The organism is Leptolyngbya sp. O-77 (assembly GCF_001548395.1).
Classification (GTDB): domain Bacteria; phylum Cyanobacteriota; class Cyanobacteriia; order Elainellales; family Elainellaceae; genus Thermoleptolyngbya.
Window position 1 is genome coordinate 910,994 of record NZ_AP017367.1, and the last position, 17,890, is coordinate 928,883.

Annotated in this window: 15 protein-coding genes; 6 read left to right on the forward strand and 9 right to left on the reverse strand. The window is 58.6% G+C overall.

What is annotated here, in order from left to right:
* Positions 1–106 precede the first annotated feature (106 nt).
* Complete coding sequence (locus O77CONTIG1_RS27715) at positions 107–682, reverse strand: hypothetical protein (protein WP_317134204.1); 576 nt, start codon at positions 680–682, stop codon at positions 107–109.
* The gene (locus tag O77CONTIG1_RS27720) at positions 652–1,305 is read right to left on the reverse strand and encodes a class I SAM-dependent methyltransferase (protein WP_317134205.1); all 654 of its coding nucleotides are present in this window, start codon (positions 1,303–1,305) and stop codon (positions 652–654) included. The genes O77CONTIG1_RS27715 and O77CONTIG1_RS27720 overlap by 31 nt, the downstream gene beginning before the upstream one ends.
* A 330-nt stretch (positions 1,306–1,635) precedes the next feature.
* Here O77CONTIG1_RS27720 and murJ point away from each other — a divergent pair, with 330 nt between their 5' ends.
* Entirely contained in the window at positions 1,636–3,291 is a 1,656-nt protein-coding gene (gene murJ / locus O77CONTIG1_RS03885) for a murein biosynthesis integral membrane protein MurJ (RefSeq protein WP_068508229.1), read from the forward strand.
* A 28-nt stretch (positions 3,292–3,319) separates the two neighbouring features.
* Complete coding sequence (locus O77CONTIG1_RS03890) at positions 3,320–3,958, forward strand: CatB-related O-acetyltransferase (RefSeq protein WP_068508231.1); 639 nt, start codon at positions 3,320–3,322, stop codon at positions 3,956–3,958.
* A 214-nt stretch (positions 3,959–4,172) separates the two neighbouring features.
* On the opposite strand, the gene O77CONTIG1_RS03895 is transcribed toward O77CONTIG1_RS03890, so the two are convergent.
* The 5 genes from O77CONTIG1_RS03895 to O77CONTIG1_RS03915 form a co-directional block, all read right to left on the reverse strand.
* A complete protein-coding gene (locus tag O77CONTIG1_RS03895; protein WP_068508233.1) occupies positions 4,173–5,813 on the reverse strand; it encodes an alpha/beta hydrolase in 1,641 nt (546 codons plus the stop codon).
* Between the two features lie 52 nt (positions 5,814–5,865).
* The gene (locus O77CONTIG1_RS03900) at positions 5,866–7,512 is read right to left on the reverse strand and encodes a hypothetical protein (protein ID WP_068508237.1); all 1,647 of its coding nucleotides are present in this window, start codon (positions 7,510–7,512) and stop codon (positions 5,866–5,868) included.
* A gap of 180 nt (positions 7,513–7,692) precedes the next feature.
* Complete coding sequence (locus O77CONTIG1_RS03905; protein ID WP_068508238.1) at positions 7,693–10,593, reverse strand: glycerol-3-phosphate acyltransferase; 2,901 nt, start codon at positions 10,591–10,593, stop codon at positions 7,693–7,695.
* A gap of 35 nt (positions 10,594–10,628) precedes the next feature.
* The gene (locus O77CONTIG1_RS03910; protein ID WP_225894683.1) at positions 10,629–11,300 is read right to left on the reverse strand and encodes a DUF6962 family protein; all 672 of its coding nucleotides are present in this window, start codon (positions 11,298–11,300) and stop codon (positions 10,629–10,631) included.
* A complete protein-coding gene (locus O77CONTIG1_RS03915; protein ID WP_068508242.1) occupies positions 11,275–11,631 on the reverse strand; it encodes an ArsR/SmtB family transcription factor in 357 nt (118 codons plus the stop codon). Before O77CONTIG1_RS03915 ends, O77CONTIG1_RS03910 begins: the two co-directional genes overlap by 26 nt.
* Before the next feature lie 143 nt (positions 11,632–11,774).
* Here O77CONTIG1_RS03915 and O77CONTIG1_RS03920 point away from each other — a divergent pair, with 143 nt between their 5' ends.
* From O77CONTIG1_RS03920 to O77CONTIG1_RS03930, 3 genes are all read left to right on the forward strand, one after another.
* Positions 11,775–12,215, forward strand: a complete 441-nt coding sequence (locus O77CONTIG1_RS03920) for an ArsI/CadI family heavy metal resistance metalloenzyme (RefSeq protein WP_084782140.1) — start codon at positions 11,775–11,777, stop codon at positions 12,213–12,215.
* A gap of 436 nt (positions 12,216–12,651) precedes the next feature.
* Positions 12,652–13,359 (forward strand): ribulose-phosphate 3-epimerase, encoded by a 708-nt coding sequence (rpe, locus tag O77CONTIG1_RS03925; RefSeq protein WP_068508245.1) that lies wholly within the window; start codon positions 12,652–12,654, stop codon positions 13,357–13,359.
* A gap of 80 nt (positions 13,360–13,439) precedes the next feature.
* Positions 13,440–14,213: an SDR family oxidoreductase gene (locus O77CONTIG1_RS03930; protein ID WP_068508247.1), complete on the forward strand. Its 774-nt coding sequence runs from the start codon at positions 13,440–13,442 to the stop codon at positions 14,211–14,213.
* Between the two features lie 271 nt (positions 14,214–14,484).
* Here the strand turns inward: O77CONTIG1_RS03930 and O77CONTIG1_RS03935 are convergent, their stop codons facing one another.
* Together O77CONTIG1_RS03935 and hemB are read right to left on the reverse strand one after the other, a co-directional pair.
* Positions 14,485–14,703, reverse strand: coding sequence for a hypothetical protein (locus tag O77CONTIG1_RS03935; RefSeq protein ID WP_068508248.1), 219 nt, complete (start codon positions 14,701–14,703; stop codon positions 14,485–14,487).
* 956 nt (positions 14,704–15,659) lie between these two features.
* Positions 15,660–16,649 carry a porphobilinogen synthase gene (gene hemB, locus O77CONTIG1_RS03940; RefSeq protein ID WP_068508249.1) on the reverse strand — a complete coding sequence of 330 codons (990 nt, stop codon included), beginning with the start codon at positions 16,647–16,649 and terminating at the stop codon, positions 15,660–15,662.
* A gap of 338 nt (positions 16,650–16,987) precedes the next feature.
* Between hemB and O77CONTIG1_RS03945 the strand changes: the two genes are divergently transcribed.
* Positions 16,988–17,884 (forward strand): polysaccharide lyase, encoded by an 897-nt coding sequence (locus O77CONTIG1_RS03945; protein WP_156434908.1) that lies wholly within the window; start codon positions 16,988–16,990, stop codon positions 17,882–17,884.
* The last annotated feature ends 6 nt before the right edge of the window (positions 17,885–17,890 follow it).

Below are 17,890 nucleotides of genomic sequence, written 5' to 3' on the forward strand. Positions count from 1 at the left end.
AAAATCATTCAATTCCCAGAAATTTCTAAGCAAGATTTTTTGAAAAGAATTTATTCAAAGAGCTTAGAAGGCTTTTGCAACTGAAATCCTGGGGGTCAGCTTGGGTTCAAGTTGCTGGGGTTAGCAGCAGCAATTGTTGGCGCTGGAGGGTGCGAACGCTGTCTAGGGGTAACGGCTGGTCTTGCAGGATTTGGGCGATCGCCCTCCCAGCCTCTTTCTCACAAGCCTTGAGAAAGCCCCACTCGGACTCGCTGAGGTTGATGATCTGGTAGTCGTAGTTAAACACGCAGCGACTATCCCAGCCGTCGATGCAAGGGCTGAGGGCGGGAATAGCGCTGAGCAGGTCGGCATCGGATGACCAGTCGCAGATTTCCAGCGGTGGCCGACCCAAAAAGAATTCGTAGTGCGTAATCGTGTCGGGATCGAGCAGTTCGATCAGGCGGTAACGCTGGCGATCGCCCAGACCTTCGGCCCGCTGCATCAACTCCGGCGACTTGCCCAGCAGCCGCTCCAAGTCCCACACGCGAGGGTTTGAGAAGCCCAAGAATTCCAGCCCCGACGCATCAACGAGTTCAAACAGGGTGTCGATGTTGTAGTCGATTTCCTGCGGATGTACGTACATATCGGCAAAGCACTCGTCTTTTTGGTTTTCTAGCGACCAGCGTTCTTGCTCGCGTCGCACCAGGCGGTTGTTTTCGGGCAGGGCTGGCGAAGATGGCTCGCCCCTAGCTGCACGCCGTCGGTATAGTCACCCCGCTGGTCTTGCTGGAGGAGGGCGATCGCCTGCTGCATCAGTTTAATTTCCCAGCGTCCCAATTCCCCATAGACAAAAATATGCATTATGCCACCCCGGAGCCAGCTTTTTCGCCAACGCCTGAATCCCGCGCGAATCGGGTCAGGCAGGTGGTGCAGCACGCCGACGCAGTTAATCAGGTCAAACTCGCCCGGTAGCTGATCCGCATCGTACAAACTCAGGTGGTGAAAGGTCGCGCGATTGGCCCCAGACCGCCGACACCGCTCCTGCGCCACCGACAACGCCCCCGCGCTCAGGTCAATCCCCGTCACCTGCGCTTGCGGATTTAGATGCACCAGATATTCTGTCCCCACGCCCGTCCCACAGCCCGCATCCAAAATCCGAATATCCTGCCGTGCGGGTCTGCGTCCAGTGCAAAAGCTGTGGGCCGCTAGCCAGTTCCAGCGCCAGTTATAACCCGGTGGCGGTTCATCCAGCAGCGGCTCTGGGGGAAACGGATAGGTGTCATATAGCCGCGCAACCGCTGCGCTCACAGCCTGAGAATCGGACATAGAAGAGGAATTGGATAGGAAGGGCAATCCGAATTATAAGGGGGGCGGGGGTGTGGGAGGGTGGGAATCGTTTGAACCCGCAGACTGGAGATGAGGCGAATTGGGTTACCGCTTGCCTCTTAAGATACAAGCAGAGAGCGCGGCGCGAGAGACGAGAGCCAGGTCTTGATTGTCTTCTCTACGCGATGTGCAACTTTCAATCTGCCCTCATCCCCCAATTGCTTCTCCTGACTTGGGAGAAGAGGAGCAAGAGCGGCTTGACCTGCTTCTGTTCAAGCCTTTTTTCTGCCTCGCTTTCTATAAACCAATAACCCCAATCCCTTCAAACCTGTGTCCAAAGCCCGCTCACTTGCCGGAATCGCTGGAATCGTTGCCATTGCTACGCTATTGAGCAAGATATTTGGCTTGTTTCGCCAGCAGGCGATCGCCGCTGCCTTTGGCACGGGCCCGGTGTTTGGCGCGTTCAACTTTGCCTACGTGATTCCCGGCTTTTTGCTGATTTTGCTGGGCGGGATCAACGGGCCCTTTCACAGTGCGATTGTCAGCGTCTTGTCGAAGCGCAAGCAAGAAGAAGTCGCGCCGATTGTGGAAGGAATCACGACGCTGGTGGTCAGCATTTTGCTGCTGGTGACGGTGGGCTTGATCGCGTTTGCAGAGCCAATGATGAGCCTAGTGGCTCCGGGGGCTGTTTCTTTCGCGGCCGATGCGGCGCGGGAGGGGATGTCGGCGGAAACATATGCCACGCTCCAGCAGACGCGAGACATCGCCATTCAGCAGTTCAAGATTATGGCTCCGATGGCGGTGCTGGCAGGGCTGGTGGGCATCGGCTTTGGCGCGTTGAATGCGGCCAATCAATACTGGCTGCCGTCGATCAGCCCGCTGTTTAGCAGCGTCACGGTGCTGCTGGGGTTGGGGGGTCTAGCGTGGTATCTGGGCGATCGCATCACCGATCCACAGTACGCCATGCTGGGCGGCGCAGTGCTGGCCGGGTCTACCCTAGCCGGAGCGCTGCTGCAATGGCTGGTGCAGCTACCCGCCCAGTGGAAATCCGGCTTGGGCACACTGCGACCCCGGTTCAATTTCAACGATCCGGCGGTGCGCGAAGTAATTAACGTCATGGGCCCGGCGACGTTTTCTTCGGGCATGATGCAGATTAACGTGTGGACGGATCTGTTCTTCGCGTCGTTCATTCCCAACGCGGCGGCGGCCGTTTCGGCAATGGGCTATGCAGGGCTGCTGGCGCTGACCCCGCTGGGCATTTTGTCAAACGTCATCCTGGTGCCGCTGCTGCCCGTCTTTTCGCGCCTCACCGCGCCGCAGGACTGGCCCGAACTTAAGCTCCGCATCCGTCAGGGGCTAGTCACTACCGCCCTCACCATGCTGCCCATCAGCGCCTTGATGATCGTGCTGGCTGTCCCCATTTCGCGGGTGGTCTACGAGCGCTATGCCTTCCGCCCCGAAGACTCGCTGCTCACCGCTACCGTGCTGATGGCCTATTCCGTCGGCATGTTTGTATATTTGGGACGCGATGTGCTGGTGCGCGTGTTTTATGCCCTGGAAGACAGCCTCACGCCCTTCCGCATTAGCATTGCCAATATTTTCCTAAACGCACTGCTGGACTTTTTGCTGGTGCGTCCCTACGGTGCGGTGGGGCTGGTGCTGGCGACCGTCGGCGTGAACCTGATTTCGATGCTGATTATGCTGGCTATTTTGCACCGTCGCCTGCAAGGGCTGCCGCTGCGTCAGTGGGGAGGACTGACGGCGCTGCTGGCCCTGGGCAGCGGGCTGGCAGGCGGTGTGGCGTGGGCGGTGCTTCAGGGCTGCGAGGAATGGCTTGGCAATCAGGGCTTTGGCGTGCTGCTGGTGAATCTGTGCCTTGCAGGTGGCGCAGGGCTGCTGGTGTTTGGGTGGTTTGCTACGCGGCTACGGCTGCCAGAGGTGGATGCGTTTGTGAGTCGGTTAAGTCAGCGATTTTTGAGGCGATAATTTGAGTCGATAATTTTGAGGCGACAAAATGACCTCCGGCCCTTCCCCCGACACCCGCTACCCGATCCCCGGCCAGACCCGGCTAGCATTTCTGAAGAATATCGTTAAAAATCCCAACATTATTGTGGGGGACTACACCTACTATGACGATTTTGAAGATCCACAGAACTTTGAGCGCAATGTGCTGTATCACTTCGACTTTGAGGGCGATCGCCTAATCATCGGCAAGTTTTGCTCCATCGCCTCGGATGTCAAATTCATCATGAACGGCGGCAACCACCGCACCGACTGGTTCACCAACTATCCCTTTCCCGTGTTTGGCAACGGCTGGGAACACGCCATGCCCGATTCCTGGCCCAACAAAGGCGACACCATCATCGGCAACGACGTGTGGATCGGCTACGGCGCGATGCTAATGCCGGGAGTGCAGGTGGGCGACGGAGCCATTATCGCCACGGGTGCGGTCGTCACCCGCAACGTAGAACCCTACGCCATCGTCGGCGGCAACCCCGCAGCCCTGATTCGCAGGCGCTTTGACGACGCAGTGATCCAGGAACTCCTGCAAATCCGCTGGTGGGACTGGGACATCCAGGCAATTACCCGCCACCTGCCTGCTATCTGCGGCGGCGATTTGGCCATGCTACGACAAGCCGCACAGGGGGGGTAACGGGAAGGACAGTTTGACGAGTGGGAAAGTCGTAGCGTGTTGGATTCTAAGGAACCTCGATTAATTCAAATTGAGGCAAACACGGGTCTCAGATGAGACAAAGAACCCTGTAGTGCTGAAGCTATTGCATCATAGCTGATAAACAGAATGCACCCCCTGTTTCAACTCCCACCATGATCTCACAGCAGTCTCATCCAGGCGACTCCAGCACGAGCTAATCCTCAATAGCATCGAGGGAAGCGACAAAGCCGAGGGGAAAAGACGGCTCCGCAAGTTGGGTGGCGTAGGCCGCCGTGAGAAACGGGCGATAGTCCTCGTTGCCAGCGACGTGGGTCTGGAAAAATGCCAGCGTCAGGGCGTGGTGATAGCGCTCGGAGATGGCTTTGATGTCTTCCCAGGAGGGGCGAGTCTTGGGGCGATCTGACCCAGAATCTCCTCCAGCAGTGCGGCCGGCGATTTCGTAGCTAATGCGGGCGTGGGGCAGTCCTTTGGTCAGCACGAAGTAGCGCTCTGCTTGGGGCGCGGAGGGGGTAAGCTGCTGAAACGAGGGAACCTGTTCTTTGAGCAGGGGCGTTAGCAAGTCCTCGTCGGACGCTTCCCACAGAACGGGCACGTCAATTTTCGAGAGACCCGTTCCAAACAGGCTCTTACCAAAGGGCAAAAAGGCGTAGACCGCCTTGATGCGAGCATCGCGCAGGTTGGGCGGCGGCGGGGCTTCGAGCGCCTGACACTGATACAGCAGCGAAATATTGAGAATGAACGAATCGGACTGGCAGGCCGGCTCCAGCGACGAAAGCTGTATCTCTGCACCCGCCAGGGAAAAGGCCGTCGTGCCGCCAAAGGAATAGCCAAACGCCCCCACCCGCTCTAGGTCGATGCGTTGGAATTGCCCCTGCTGCTGCATTTCGCCCAACGCATCTAGCAAAAAGGAGATATCCAGCGGGCGATTGGCAAACTCGGCGGGGTCAAAGTTTTCTCGGTGCAGCCCGTCGTAAAAATCCTGGAGGCGATCGCGATCGCTCCCTGGATGATCGGGAATGGCCACCGCAAAGCCGTGCGATGCCAGATGGCTGGCCAGCCGCGTAAAGCGATCGCGCCGTGCGCCTAGTCCATTTGACACGACGATCAGCGGCGCGGGCGTGGCTACCGTTGGCAGATATAGGTCAACCGTCAGCGGGCGACTGCGCTGCGCGTCCACCAGCCGCAGCGTTTGTTGTTGGAACGCGACGGAACCGGGCTGACGCGGGTCGATGGGCGGCAGGGTTTGCAGCACGCTGGCTTCCTGCTGGGCGATCGCCTGCGTTGCGTCGATTACCTGATTGGTCACCTGCGCTGTGCGTTGCAACAGCCCCGCCAGTCGCCGCTGAAAGGCGATCGCCTGCCGCACGTCGATCTGCATATCCACGGGCAAATTCCGCAGAAAGCTCAGCACGCTAAAGCCGTCCGGGTCTGCCGCCGCCAGGATGCCCGCGCTCCGCAGACTGCCCGCGCCGTTTTGCCCAGAGGCCGTTCGCAGCAGCCCCCCCACCTCTTGCAGCAGTCGCTCTCCCGACCGCGTATAGCTAAACTGCGACACCATCATCAAGTCCACGTCGTAGGTGGCGTTGAGGGTGTTTTGAAGCTGCGATCGCTGATGGGGCGCAAGCCGCTTGAGATAGAACCTGAGGCGGGGGTCGTCGCCTGTTTTGCCAAAGTTCTCAATCGCCTGCACCGGAACATTCAGGCGGAGCGGGCCATAGCGCAGGTAAATTTGGGTGGTGGCCCAGCCGGGAAGCGCGGTTCCCATGATTCCGACAGCGCTGATTCCCAGAGCGCTCAGCAGCGCCAAAGCCGTGTAGCGACGAACTCCTCTCATCCGATGCCAGTATGCCAAATCGACTGATTGCCAAATCGACACTTCATTCTAGCTAGTCGCGATGCGGATCGGGTGTCAGGTGCCAGTCCGGTACAAAGTCAAAATCCACCAAGACCTGAAGCGTTGCGGGATGGGGTTCGGGGTCGGCATCGCTCCACAGATCTACCGCAGCGCCCTCCAGCAGCAGATGTACTTCGGGCACAGCGGTTTCAATTTGCTGCATGACGTGGTCGTTCAGTTGCGCCAAGGGCGTGGGCTGTTGCAGCGACAGCGGCGGCAGGGCGGCATTGGGCTGGGCCTCAAACGCCAGGTCGCCCGCTTGCAGCACCACGTCCGCCGCCAGCGGAAACACGGTCGGTTCCGGCATTTGCCCCGTCGCTAGGTCAATATACCAGTCCATTTCCGGCGTTTGCAGCTTCAGCGTCACCAGCAGCCGCAGCGTGCCTGCATCCCACGAGGCTTCCGGTTGTAGCATTCGCACCTTCACGCCGCCGAGGAGCTGCATCATTGCTGGGCTGCTGCGGCTGAGGCTCCACAAGAGGCGCGATCGCAGGCGATCGCCCGGCATCCGGTCTTGCCAGCGGTCGATCGGCGCAAACAGCGGCGAGTCAGTCTGTAAATCCAGCAGCAGGCAGGCATCTGCAACCAACCGTGGCACCACCTCTTCCGCAGGCAGCGGGAAGACGGCTTCGGATACCATACGACAGCCGCTCAGATGCAGGACTTGATGGGCGAGCGCATAGTCTCTCAGGTGGGTGCAATAGCGCTGGAGCCAGGCCCCCGGCGTGAACTGGAGGGTGGTCGGCAGGGTTTCCTCCTCGTTCGATGGCAGCGCATCGGGTAGTTCCGAAGCCCCAGCAGCCCAAGCCGCCGCACCATTCGGCAACTCCGGCGAGGCAGGCAGTCCACCCGGCACAAACTCCAGCTCCAGATGCAGGCGCAGCGTTGCGGGCTGCCAGTCATATTCCGGCAGTAGCAGTTGAATCGGCAGACCCACCAAGAGGGGCGACAGGGCCGGCGTGACCAGTTCCACCTGCTGGGCGATCGCCGTCAAGATTTGCCCAGCCGTGAGCGTGCCCGAAACCGCTGTGCCATCCAGTTCGTAGACCTGGGCATCGGGCGACAGGGGCGATTGCCCTGGCTGATGCATCACCAGGTCATGGCGCTGGCTGCCGTCCTCAGCGTGTAGCTCCAGCACCGCCGCCAGCCGCAGCCGCCCCCGCTGGCGCACCGCCCTCGCCGGAGCCACCGTTGCAGACACACTTTCCAATAGCCGCATCGTCTCTACGGCGCTGCGGGCCAGTCCCCACAGCAGCCGGGGGGTGAGGCTGTCGAGTGTGCAGTAGGGGGGCCACAGCGGGGCCAGTTTGGGCGAGTCGGCTGCCTCGCTGGGAAACGTGCGGTCGGTCGCCTCTGCTGCCAGCGCTTCCGACGTTTCTAGCGCTTCTAGCAGGTCACAGGCTTCGTCGGCGACGTAGGGGGCGATCGCCTCTGGGGTCGGCAGCGTGTTTGCATCCCAGCCGTTTTCGGGCGATCGCACCTCATCGACCAGCGCCATCAGCGTTTGCATAGCCCGCACCACCTGCCCCGATGCCACCCGATCGGCAGCGTCGGGCATCGGCAACTGCAAAATGGCCGCCGTCAGCAGGTGGGGCGAGGCCAGCGCAAAGTTTGGAGGTGCGGCAGTAAAAGACACCATGAGCGGATCGGGGGATGGGGTGAGGTCGGGCGCTTGTTCTCAGAATGCCCAGGGCGATCGCAGCACTAGAGATAGCCGTGTGAATTTTTGCAGCGTGAATTTTTGCAGCGTGAATTTTTGCAGCGTGAATTTTTGCAGTACCAGCCGTTGTCATCGTTTCGCGGGGGTCCCAGGGTTGGGCTATTCCGGTTCCACCACCTCCACCACGCCCGTCTCTCCGTCCAGCCGCACCCGCTGGCCAGATCGAAGCTGTTGCGTGGCGCTGGCCAGGTTCATCACGGCGGGAACCTGGTATTCGCGGGCGACGATCGCCCCGTGGGAGAGCCGCCCTCCAACTTCGGCAATTAGCCCGCCGACCTGCGCTAGCAGCGGGGCCCAGCCTGCGTCGGTGTAGGGCACAACGAGAATATAGGAGCGGTCGAGGGGCGGCGCGTCTTGGGGCGATCGCACTACCATGACCGTTCCCACCGCGATGCCAGGGCTGGCTCCGATGCCGATCAGTCTGCTGAGGGCAGGCCGTTCTGGCTGGGTTTCTGGGCACGGCGGCTCGTAGCCATAGGCCAGCAGGGGAATATTGGTCTGCTGGGAATCTTCCTCGAAGCGCGATCGCCGCTCCTGCACCCGCCGTTTTACCGAACTCCAGTTGGCATCCTGTTCCGTCACCAGCGCCCGAATTTCCGAAATTTCCAGGAAGAAAATATCGCCAGCCGCTTTCAGCAAGCCGTCAGCCAGCCAGCACCGCTCTAGCGCTACAACGCTCCAGCGAAGTTCTGCCAGCAGGCGATTGTAGACCTCAGCCACGCGCCCCTTGAGGTCGAGCCGCTGCTGGAGGGTTCGCACCTTGCCAGCGGGTGGTTTAGACTGCGACGCAGTGGGCATGGGCGCAAGCTGGTTAAGCTGGGCAAATTGGGCAAGCTGGCGCTGCACAGCCTGGGGAGCCTCGCGCCAAGTCGGAACGGCGATATCTGTCCCCACCTCGCTGAGGTAGCCATAGCGGTCGAGGAACTGGTCAAACTGGTGGAGAATGTCCCGTCCCGCCGGGGTTTCCCTAAGCTGCATCAACAGCACGTCAGGGTCAGCAGGGGGCGCAGGCAGGTGCGATCGCGCTTGTTGGGCCAAGGTTTGGAGCGATCGCACGGCCGCCACCTCCGGCATCACGCGGTTATCGAGCGCCGCTTCATCCACCCGGAACAAGGCGCGTCGGGCGGCAAATCCCAGCGGTGCGAGGATATTGAAGTAGGTGGCAGGGCGCAGCAGTTCCAAAATCTGGTCGATGCGATCGAGCAGATCGGCAGGGGCCAGCAAGTCGGCGGGCTGGGCGGCCAGGTCGGACAGCGCCGGGGCAAACTGCTGGCGATCGCACTGGGTAAACTCCTTTAGCAGTCGTCGTTCGCGCTGCACCAGCCGCAGCAGTCCAGATACGTTTCGCAGCGTGGAAGCCAGCGGCGGCTTGCTGAATTTTGCGCCGCGTGTGAGAAATTCCAGGCTCTCCGGCGGCAGCCCCATCCGACGAAAGATATCGCCCAGCAGCGTCGCGTTAAAGTAGGCAGCGGAGTGGTGCAGCGTCGCCGTTTCCTCAAAGTCCAGCCCCTGAGCGCGATCGCCCAGCACGATGGTAAAAATCTCGCCCCACACGCCGCAGGTCAGCGGCCGGTTGATCGACCAGGTGAGCGGCCGGATAAAGCCGGGAATCACCTCAGCAGCAATCTTGCGCGTCCAGATGGGCACCAGCGTGGTGATCGGGCGCGACTGCAAAATCCACACCTGCTGCCCGTCGTCGCTCCATTCCACGTCCTGCGGAATGCCGTGAAAGTGGGACTCTAGCTGTCGAGTTAGCCACGCCACCCGGCGAATCACCGCCAGCGGCACGTCGCCCGACCCTTCCACCTGAAACGCGGCGGGGTCGTCTGCGTCCTCCAGGGACTCCGGCAGCCACACGCGATAGGATTCCGGCGTGACCCGACCTGACACCACCTGATCCGCCCGCCCCGGCAGTGCCTCGATCACCACCGCTTCGCCCTGCCGCTGGATCGGGTCGCGGCTGAAGGCCACCCCCGAAAACGCGCCCGCCACCTGCCGCTGCACCAGCACCGCCATGCCGCCGTCTGGAGTGCCCTGGCGCTGGCGATATTGCACCGCTCTGGGCAGGTTGTAGGACCCCTGACAGCGCAAGATTGCCTGCTCCAGCGCGGGCAGACTGGTGATGTCCAGAAACGACTCGTACTGCCCCGCCGCCGAAGCCGTGTCAGAATCTTCGCCAATGGCAGAGGAGCGCACCACCAGCGGCGCGTCGGCGCTGGGCGAGAGGGCATTCAGCAGCGGCGCAGGGTCGTCTCCCGGCGGCAGCACCCAGCCCTCAGGCACGGCATAGCCTAGCCGCTTGAGGGTCGCCAGGGTGGCGGCTTTGGAGCCAAATTTTTCTGGTGAAAGGGGTTGGTCGAGCGATCGCAACGCCCGGTCGCCCCGAAAAAACTGAAACACGCGCTTCGACTCCTGCTGAGCTTCCTCAGCCGACAGGTCTAAATCATCGGGAATTTTTTGATAAATCCACGCCAGCAGCAGGCTGAGCAGGGCTGTCGCAGCAACGCGCTTGCCGTCATAGGGATGCAGCAGCGCCACGATGACGGGCATCAGGACGAGGACGCTGAGCTTGCCAAGCGTGCGATCGCGCAACAGTGTAAACCCGATGCCGCCGATCAGCGCGATCAGCCCTGCCGCCGCCGGGTCGTGCAGCACAAAGCCCCACACCACGTTGGTCGTGCCCGCGCCGCGCCCGCCCCAATAGCGCCCCATCACCAGCGCCATCAGCGCCACCACTTCCCACAGCGACCCCGCCGGAAAAAACTGCCGCGCCAGCATCACCGCCGCCAGCCCTTTGCCCGCCTCCGACAGCACCGCGAGAATGCCCGCCATCTGCCCACCGTGATAAAACGCCGCCGACACGCTAACGTTGCCCGTGCCCAGCTTTGACAGGCGCTTCCCCGTCAGCCCGCGCACGACCCACTCGATCAGCGGCAGCGCCCCCAGCACGGGGCACAGCACAAAAATCAGAAAAACGCCCCAAACTTGCATCAGCGACATCAGGCACCCCAACTCCAAACAGCTTGGTTCCTCCATTATCTGGCTGCACGAAAGAAGGCATAGAGCGCGACCATCTGCACCAGATGATAGAGGTCATTAGGCATGAGCCAGGGCCGCAGGGCAAGCTGCACCACCTGCACCCCAGCGGCGGCAAATGACAGACCTACCCCGCCCACCAGCCACCGTGTGGCAACCCGCTGCGCCGGAACCGCGAAAACCACCCCCGACCCTACCAGGCCCACGACCACCAGCATAGACAGCAGATAGTCGGCGATCGCCCCTCCAAAGGATTTCGCCTGCCACGCCCACAGCCCATACATCGCTAGCTTGCCCAGCGCCAGCCGCCGCACCCAGACCCTTGTGTTGCCCAGTGCATAGTTCGCACTTGCGCCAGCTACCAACCCATAGCTTGCAACCCCCAGCGCCAGCAGCATGACTCGCCACAGACCCACGGCCCAGAGGGGCGATACCCTCTCGATAAACCCATGCAGCGTGCCGCCCAGGGCCGCAGCCAGCGCCGTGCTGCCAAAGGCCAGTATCCACCCCTTTGTGGGCTTGGGGGGTTCCGCCTGTTTCAGCAAGCAGACCGCAAAGATCAGGCACTCCAGGGCGATCGCATAATCGGTCAGCGTGGTAATGGGTTCGCTCAGCGTCATCGCATGGGGCCTGCGGGCAGTGGGTTCAGCGGACTGGGCTGGCCAGGGCAACGCGCAACTGTTCGAGGCGATCGCCCACCAGTCGGTAATATATCCAGTTGCCGCGCCGCTCTTTTTGCAACAGGCCCGCTTCGTACATCACCTTGAGGTGGTGGCTGATGGTCGGCTGCGACAAACCTAGCGGCTCGGTCAATTCGCAGACGCAGGCTTCCTGACCCGGTTGGGACGCAATCAGGCTGAGCAGTTGCAGGCGGGCCGGTTCGCCCAACACGCGAAACAGGGCAGCAAGCCGGGCCGCGTCTTCGGGCGGTAATGCGCCTGCCAGCAGCGGAGTGCAGCAGGTCGGCACGGCAGTTGGCGGAGCAGATTTAGGTAAATTCATATTTTCATATTGACACTCATCGATATAGAGTGCCAGTATATTGATGGGAATCGATATTGATGGCTGTCAATATGAACGGCTGTCAAGATTGATGACTGTCAAGATTGAATGACTGATGCCAACTTCCACTCAGGAGAAACTCGATGTCTCGCGTACAACTGGCGCTGAATGTGAGCAATATTGATGAAGCTGTTGTGTTTTATAGCAAGCTATTGGGTGCGGAGCCTGCCAAGCAACGGCCCGGCTATGCCAACTTTGCGATCGCTCAGCCGCCGCTGAAGCTGGTGCTGATCGAAAATCCCAACGCTACCGGACGGCTCAACCATCTGGGGGTGGAGGTGGAAACGTCGGAGGAGGTGAAGATGGCGGGCGATCGCCTCGCGCAGCTCGACCTGACCACCGTGCCCGAATCGCAAACCAACTGCTGCTATGCGCTGCAAGATAAGGTTTGGGTTCGCGACCCCGACGGCGCTCCGTGGGAAATCTACACCGTCCTGGCAGATTCGCCCGTGCCCCCAACCGGAGGACTGCACCCCGTTCCAGCAGCGGCTGCCTCCCAAGACTGTGCAATGTGCAAGAGCTAATGCTGCGTTACAGCAACTTAGGTTGGTAGTCAGTGCTTTAGCGCTGAAGCGCTGACTACCAACCAAGGCATCACCCTAAAACTTAACCATGACACTGCACTAGTCTCCTTATTTTCCAGGGCTGTTTCCAAGGCCTTTTCTACAGGCACTGGCCTTTTCGTTTTCCAGTTTTTTCTAAGCTTCTATCCAGAAGCATCTGTCAGAACTGAACCATCGATGAGCATTAAACCGATGAGCGTTAAATGGCATGTGAACGGCAAATTTCTCAATAGGCAGTTGCGCGACTCTCCATTTTGTATAAAGCTTCTTGTAGATAGCTTTTTATAAAGCCTTAAGGATTGGCTCTAGACTGCCTTGCAAAGGGTCTGGACTGATGGATGCGCTTTGTTAATTTGTTAAAATTAATACCAAATCAAACCCAGGAGAACTCGCCGCCATGACCCTGCCCACCTCACAAAAGCCCATCGTCATTGCCCCGTCGATTTTGTCTGCTGACTTCAGCCGCCTGGGTGACGAAATCAAAGCGGTTGACCAGGCCGGAGCCGACTGGATTCACGTAGACGTAATGGATGGTCGCTTTGTCCCCAACATCACCATTGGCCCGCTGATCGTAGACGCGATTCGTCCCTACACCCAAAAGCCCCTGGACGTGCATCTGATGATTGTGGAGCCAGAAAAGTATGTGGCAGACTTCGCCAAAGCCGGAGCCGACATTATCTCTATCCATGCCGAACACAACGCCTCTCCCCACCTGCACCGAACCCTCTGCCAGATCAAGGAACTGGGCAAACAGGCCGGAGTCGTGCTGAATCCGTCTACCCCGCTGACGCTGATCGAGTATGTGCTGGAGGTGTGCGACTTGGTGCTGATTATGAGCGTCAACCCCGGTTTTGGCGGCCAGAGCTTCATTCCGGCAGTGCTGCCCAAGATCCGCAAGCTGCGTGAAATGTGCGCCGAGCGCGGCCTCGACCCCTGGATCGAAGTTGATGGCGGGCTGAAGGTGAACAATACGTGGCAAGTGCTGGAAGCAGGCGCAAACGCAATCGTGGCCGGGTCTGCGGTCTTCGGCGCGAAGGACTATGCCGAAGCCATTGAAGGCATTCGCCACAGCAAGCGCCCAGAACCCGCCCTGGCAACGGCTTAGGGTTCAGGTCTAGGGTTCAGGCGGGAGAAAACCGGGCAGGTGATAGGATGAATCCGGATTCCTAAAACCTGACCCCTCTAATGGCTTCTATTCAAAACCAAATTGTTCTGATTACGGGTGCAAGCAGTGGGATTGGTGCAGCTTGTGCCCATTTTTTTGCAGAGGCGGGGGCGCGGCTGATTTTGGTAGCGCGGCGATTGGAGCGACTGGAGGCGCTAGCGGCTGCGCTCAAGACCCAGTTTGGAACAGAGACCCTGCTGCTGCAACTGGATGTGGGCGATCGCCCCAGGGTCGAATCCACGCTGGGCGCACTGCCCGAAGCCTGGGCTGCGGTGGATATTTTGGTAAACAATGCTGGGCTGAGCCGAGGGCTAGACAAACTCTACGAGGGCATAATTCAAGACTGGGAAGAAATGATCGACACCAACGTGAAGGGGCTGCTCTACGTGACGCGGGCGATCCTTCCTGGCATGGTGCAGCGCGATCGCGGCCATATCATCAACATCGGCTCCATCGCCGGACACCAGCCCTATCCTGGCGGCAATGTATATTGCGCCACGAAGGCCGCCGTCAAAAGCCTGACGGAATGCATCAAGTTAGATTTGCTAGGAACCGCCGTGCGAATTACTTCAGTCGATCCCGGCATGGTGGAAACCGAATTTAGCGAGGTGCGGTTTCACGGGGATGGCGATCGCGCTCGCAAGGTCTATCAGGGCCTCACCCCACTGACAGCCGACGACGTGGCAGATGTTGTGCTGTACTGCGCCACGCGGCCCGCCCATGTCAATATTAACGATGTGATTCTTATGCCTGTGGCTCAGGCGAGTACCACGATGGCCCATCGCCGCTCCTAGAAGTCTATGCAAAAGAGGAATCCTGCAACCGCAGGATTGGACGAAAGGCTTCACAGAAACTTTGCAAAAGATGACCTATCCCTTCTAAGATTGTGTTCGGATGAGTCAAGCGTTTTAGGAAATAAGAAGTGAGAGTGATTGGTAGAGCAATTGCTAGAGTTCCAGAGCAATCTCTAGAGCATTTTCTAGACCAGTCCCTAAGCAATTTTGGGAATCGCTACTCACCGTTTCTAAACCCATTAATCCGGGCACAATTAGTCCTTATCTAGATCTAGACTGCCATCAGCGCACCCATGTCTGACATCTCCAGATGGCTCGTGCCTGAGTAGAGCATCTTGTAGTGGTCAAGCACCACTAGCGCTTCCTTCTCAGAGTTAAACCGCAGCTTGATTTTGTAGAGAAACGGTAACTCTCGCCCGCTGCCAATGGGTGCGGGTTCCCAGATCTTCAGCAACCAGTCCGTTCCAGTGTGAGTAATTGTGTATTTCATAGATCAACAAAGAACACACCATGTCGTAGAGGCGTGCATAACTGTAAGAAGACCGGTCTATGAACTAATCGAACGTATCCTGTGGGTGCTTAGCCCATAAAAGGCAGACGCTTCGCTAGGTAGGGTTTGACCTGCTCAAGATTAGGAACTAAAACACTCCTTACAAAGAGAGAAGCCAATTATCAGGACAACTTTACGTAAATCTACTCTGGTAGATTCCCTGAACCAGTAGATTTTTTTGAAAATGCCCTAGTCGGGCAATTCTTACTATTAATAAGGCTATAGCGGAGCTTTTGCTGTATCATGCAGCAAATTGCTGAGATATTCTCCGCATTTCTAGCAAACTTACTATTCTCGCCCAGCAGCCAGACCAGATTAGCAGACATATAAGACAGTTAAAAAACCGTCTACTGCAAGCTTTAACTATTGGTGTAGAGATCCGCATCAGTAGAACTTAAATGATCCTACGGAGGGCTTGTATCGTAGAGATCATACATAGATCTTATGGAGCTAGCCCAAAACTTCAAGTCCGCCGGGACAGGCTTCATAAAAACTTGCGCTTGCTCGAAACCTTGCTGGGCAAACCGCCAACCTGAATCGCCGCACTGGCCGCTTGTAAAGCCAATGTCTAGATGACTTGGCCGAGTAAGTCGAGCATATAGTCTTCACATAATCCTAATTTTGAGACACGCATCTCCTACTCTGTCCGGGCGAGATGGTGCCTGAGAAGCAATGAACAGAACTAAACCCTCGATTGAAAGCCCCAGGTTGGTTTAAACCGAATAGGTCAATCGGATACAGCATTTTTGAAGCAAGTGAGGTGCGACGCGGATGCTCAAGAAGCCCTCGCCTTCTCAGGGCAGCGCCTGCTTCACCCCGCAAGAAAATGCTGTAAGCAAATTGACCTAATCAATTGCACAATTGCAGGTCAGTCGAAGATCGCTGAGCGCAAGAACCTACAAACCAGAACTAAGCCAGCGGGCGGCATCCTTCGCGTGGTAAGTCAGAATCAAATCTGCCCCAGCACGCTTAAAACTCGTGAGCGTCTCCAAAACGACGCGCTGCTCATCAATCCAGCCGTTGAGAGCCGCTGCCTTGATCATAGCGTACTCGCCTGAAACGTTATACGCCGCAACAGGCAGGTTGGATGCCTGCTTCACCTGCCAGATGATGTCCATATAGGACAGTGCGGGTTTGACCATCAGCATATCCGCTCCTTCAGCGATGTCTAGCTCAATTTCCTTCAGCGCTTCGCGGCGGTTGCCAGGGTCCATCTGATAGGTGCGGCGATCGCCAAACTGCGGAGCCGACTCGGCCGCATCGCGGAACGGGCCATAATACGCCGACGCATACTTCGCCGCATAGGACAGAATCGGAATATCTTGAAACCCACCTTCGTCTAGCCCCTCGCGGATCGCCTTGACAAAGCCGTCCATCATCCCCGACGGCGCGATGATGTCTGCTCCCGCCTTTGCCTGCGAGACGGCGGTTTTCTTGAGTAGCTCCAGTGTTGGGTCGTTTAGCACGCGCCCCGTCAGGTCGCCCACTTCCAGATAGCCGCAATGTCCGTGGGAGGTGTATTCACACAGGCAGGTATCAACAATCACAATCAGGTTGGGCACGGCTTCCTTCACCGCCGTTGCCGCCTGTTGCACAATGCCATGGTCGTGCCACGCTCCCGTCGCGTCGGTATCCTTGTCGGCAGGAATGCCAAACAGAATGATGGCAGGAATGCCCAAATCGTAGACTTCCTTTGCTTCCTCTACGATTTTGTCGATCGACAGTTGGTATACTCCTGGCATCGATCGCACCTCAGTCGCAATTCCCTCCCCCGGCACCGCAAACAGCGGATAGATCAGGTCGCTAATGTTCAGCACCGTTTCGCTGACCATGCGGCGCAACTGGGGATGACTGCGGAGACGACGAGGACGCTGAATGGGAAACATAGTTCTTAAAAAAGACCTGCGTATGAAGGATGAAGCTGGGTATAGGACTGAAAGCGGGGGTCAGCCAGAAGTTAGGTGTTAGGCATTTATCAAGTCTACGGTGTGGGTTGGCCTCCTGGCTCAATGCAAACGTTACAAACTGTAAAAGCTCGCTGGGGGCCGGGGCTACGCGGTTCTCAAGTTCTGTCTTCAGACCCTGAGAGTTCCACATCTTCACAGAAACTTGCCTGTAAAGATTTCAAATCATTTGTAAAAGAGTTCGAGAAGTTGAACGTCCGCGCCTGGCCGCTGACCCTACTCAGCTTCTTCAATGAAAGTCGTTGCTGGATGGATGAACCATGACACAAGCTCAGGCAAGATTTCCACGGTGGGCGATCGCCCTGCTGGCGGCGGCCACAAGCTGCTCATACACGCCGCTTGCGGTTTCTGGTGCAGCCAATCTCACTAACGTTGCATCGTCAGCAGAATCTTCCCACCCTACTTTGCTCAGTCGTGCGACACCTCAATCGCGAGTTCTGTGGCGCGGCAACTTTGGACAGGGCTGGGAACAGCGCTGGGGCGTGCAGCAACGCGGCGGCTTTGGCCCGCAAAATCGACAGATCGCAAGCGAACGGGGCGGTACTCATCCCCTATTCCTGCGCGTCCGCTATCCCCAGGGTTCCATCAGCCCCGGAGCCGTGAGCCGATATAACGTGCCCCTGGGCGGCAGCCAGTTCTTCGCTCGCCTGCCCATTGGCCCCCAGGAAGCAGTGCGGCTCAGCTATGCTGTGCGGTTTTCCAGCAACTTTAATTTCGTGCGCGGCGGCAAGCTGCCCGGACTCTACGGCGGTGCTGGCAACACGGGCGGCAATATTCCCAATGGCACCGATGGGTTCTCAACCCGATTTATGTGGCGGCAAAACGGCGCAGGGGAGGTCTATGCCTATTTGCCGACGAGCCGGGGCTATGGCACCTCGATTGGGCAGGGAAACTGGCGCTTTAGCCCGGGCGTTTGGCACCGCATTGATCAAGAGGTGACGCTGAACACACCCGGTCAGGCGAATGGCCGCATCCGCGTCTGGTTCAACGGCCGTCAGGTTTTGGATCAGCGGGGTGTGACGTTCCGCACCGTGCCACAACTTCAGATCGACGGCATCCTGTTTTCTACCTTCTTTGGCGGAGAAGACCCCTCTTGGGCAACGCCGCGCTCGGTTCATGCCGATTTTGCGGACTTTGTTGTCTACTCAGTTCCGTAAGTCCAC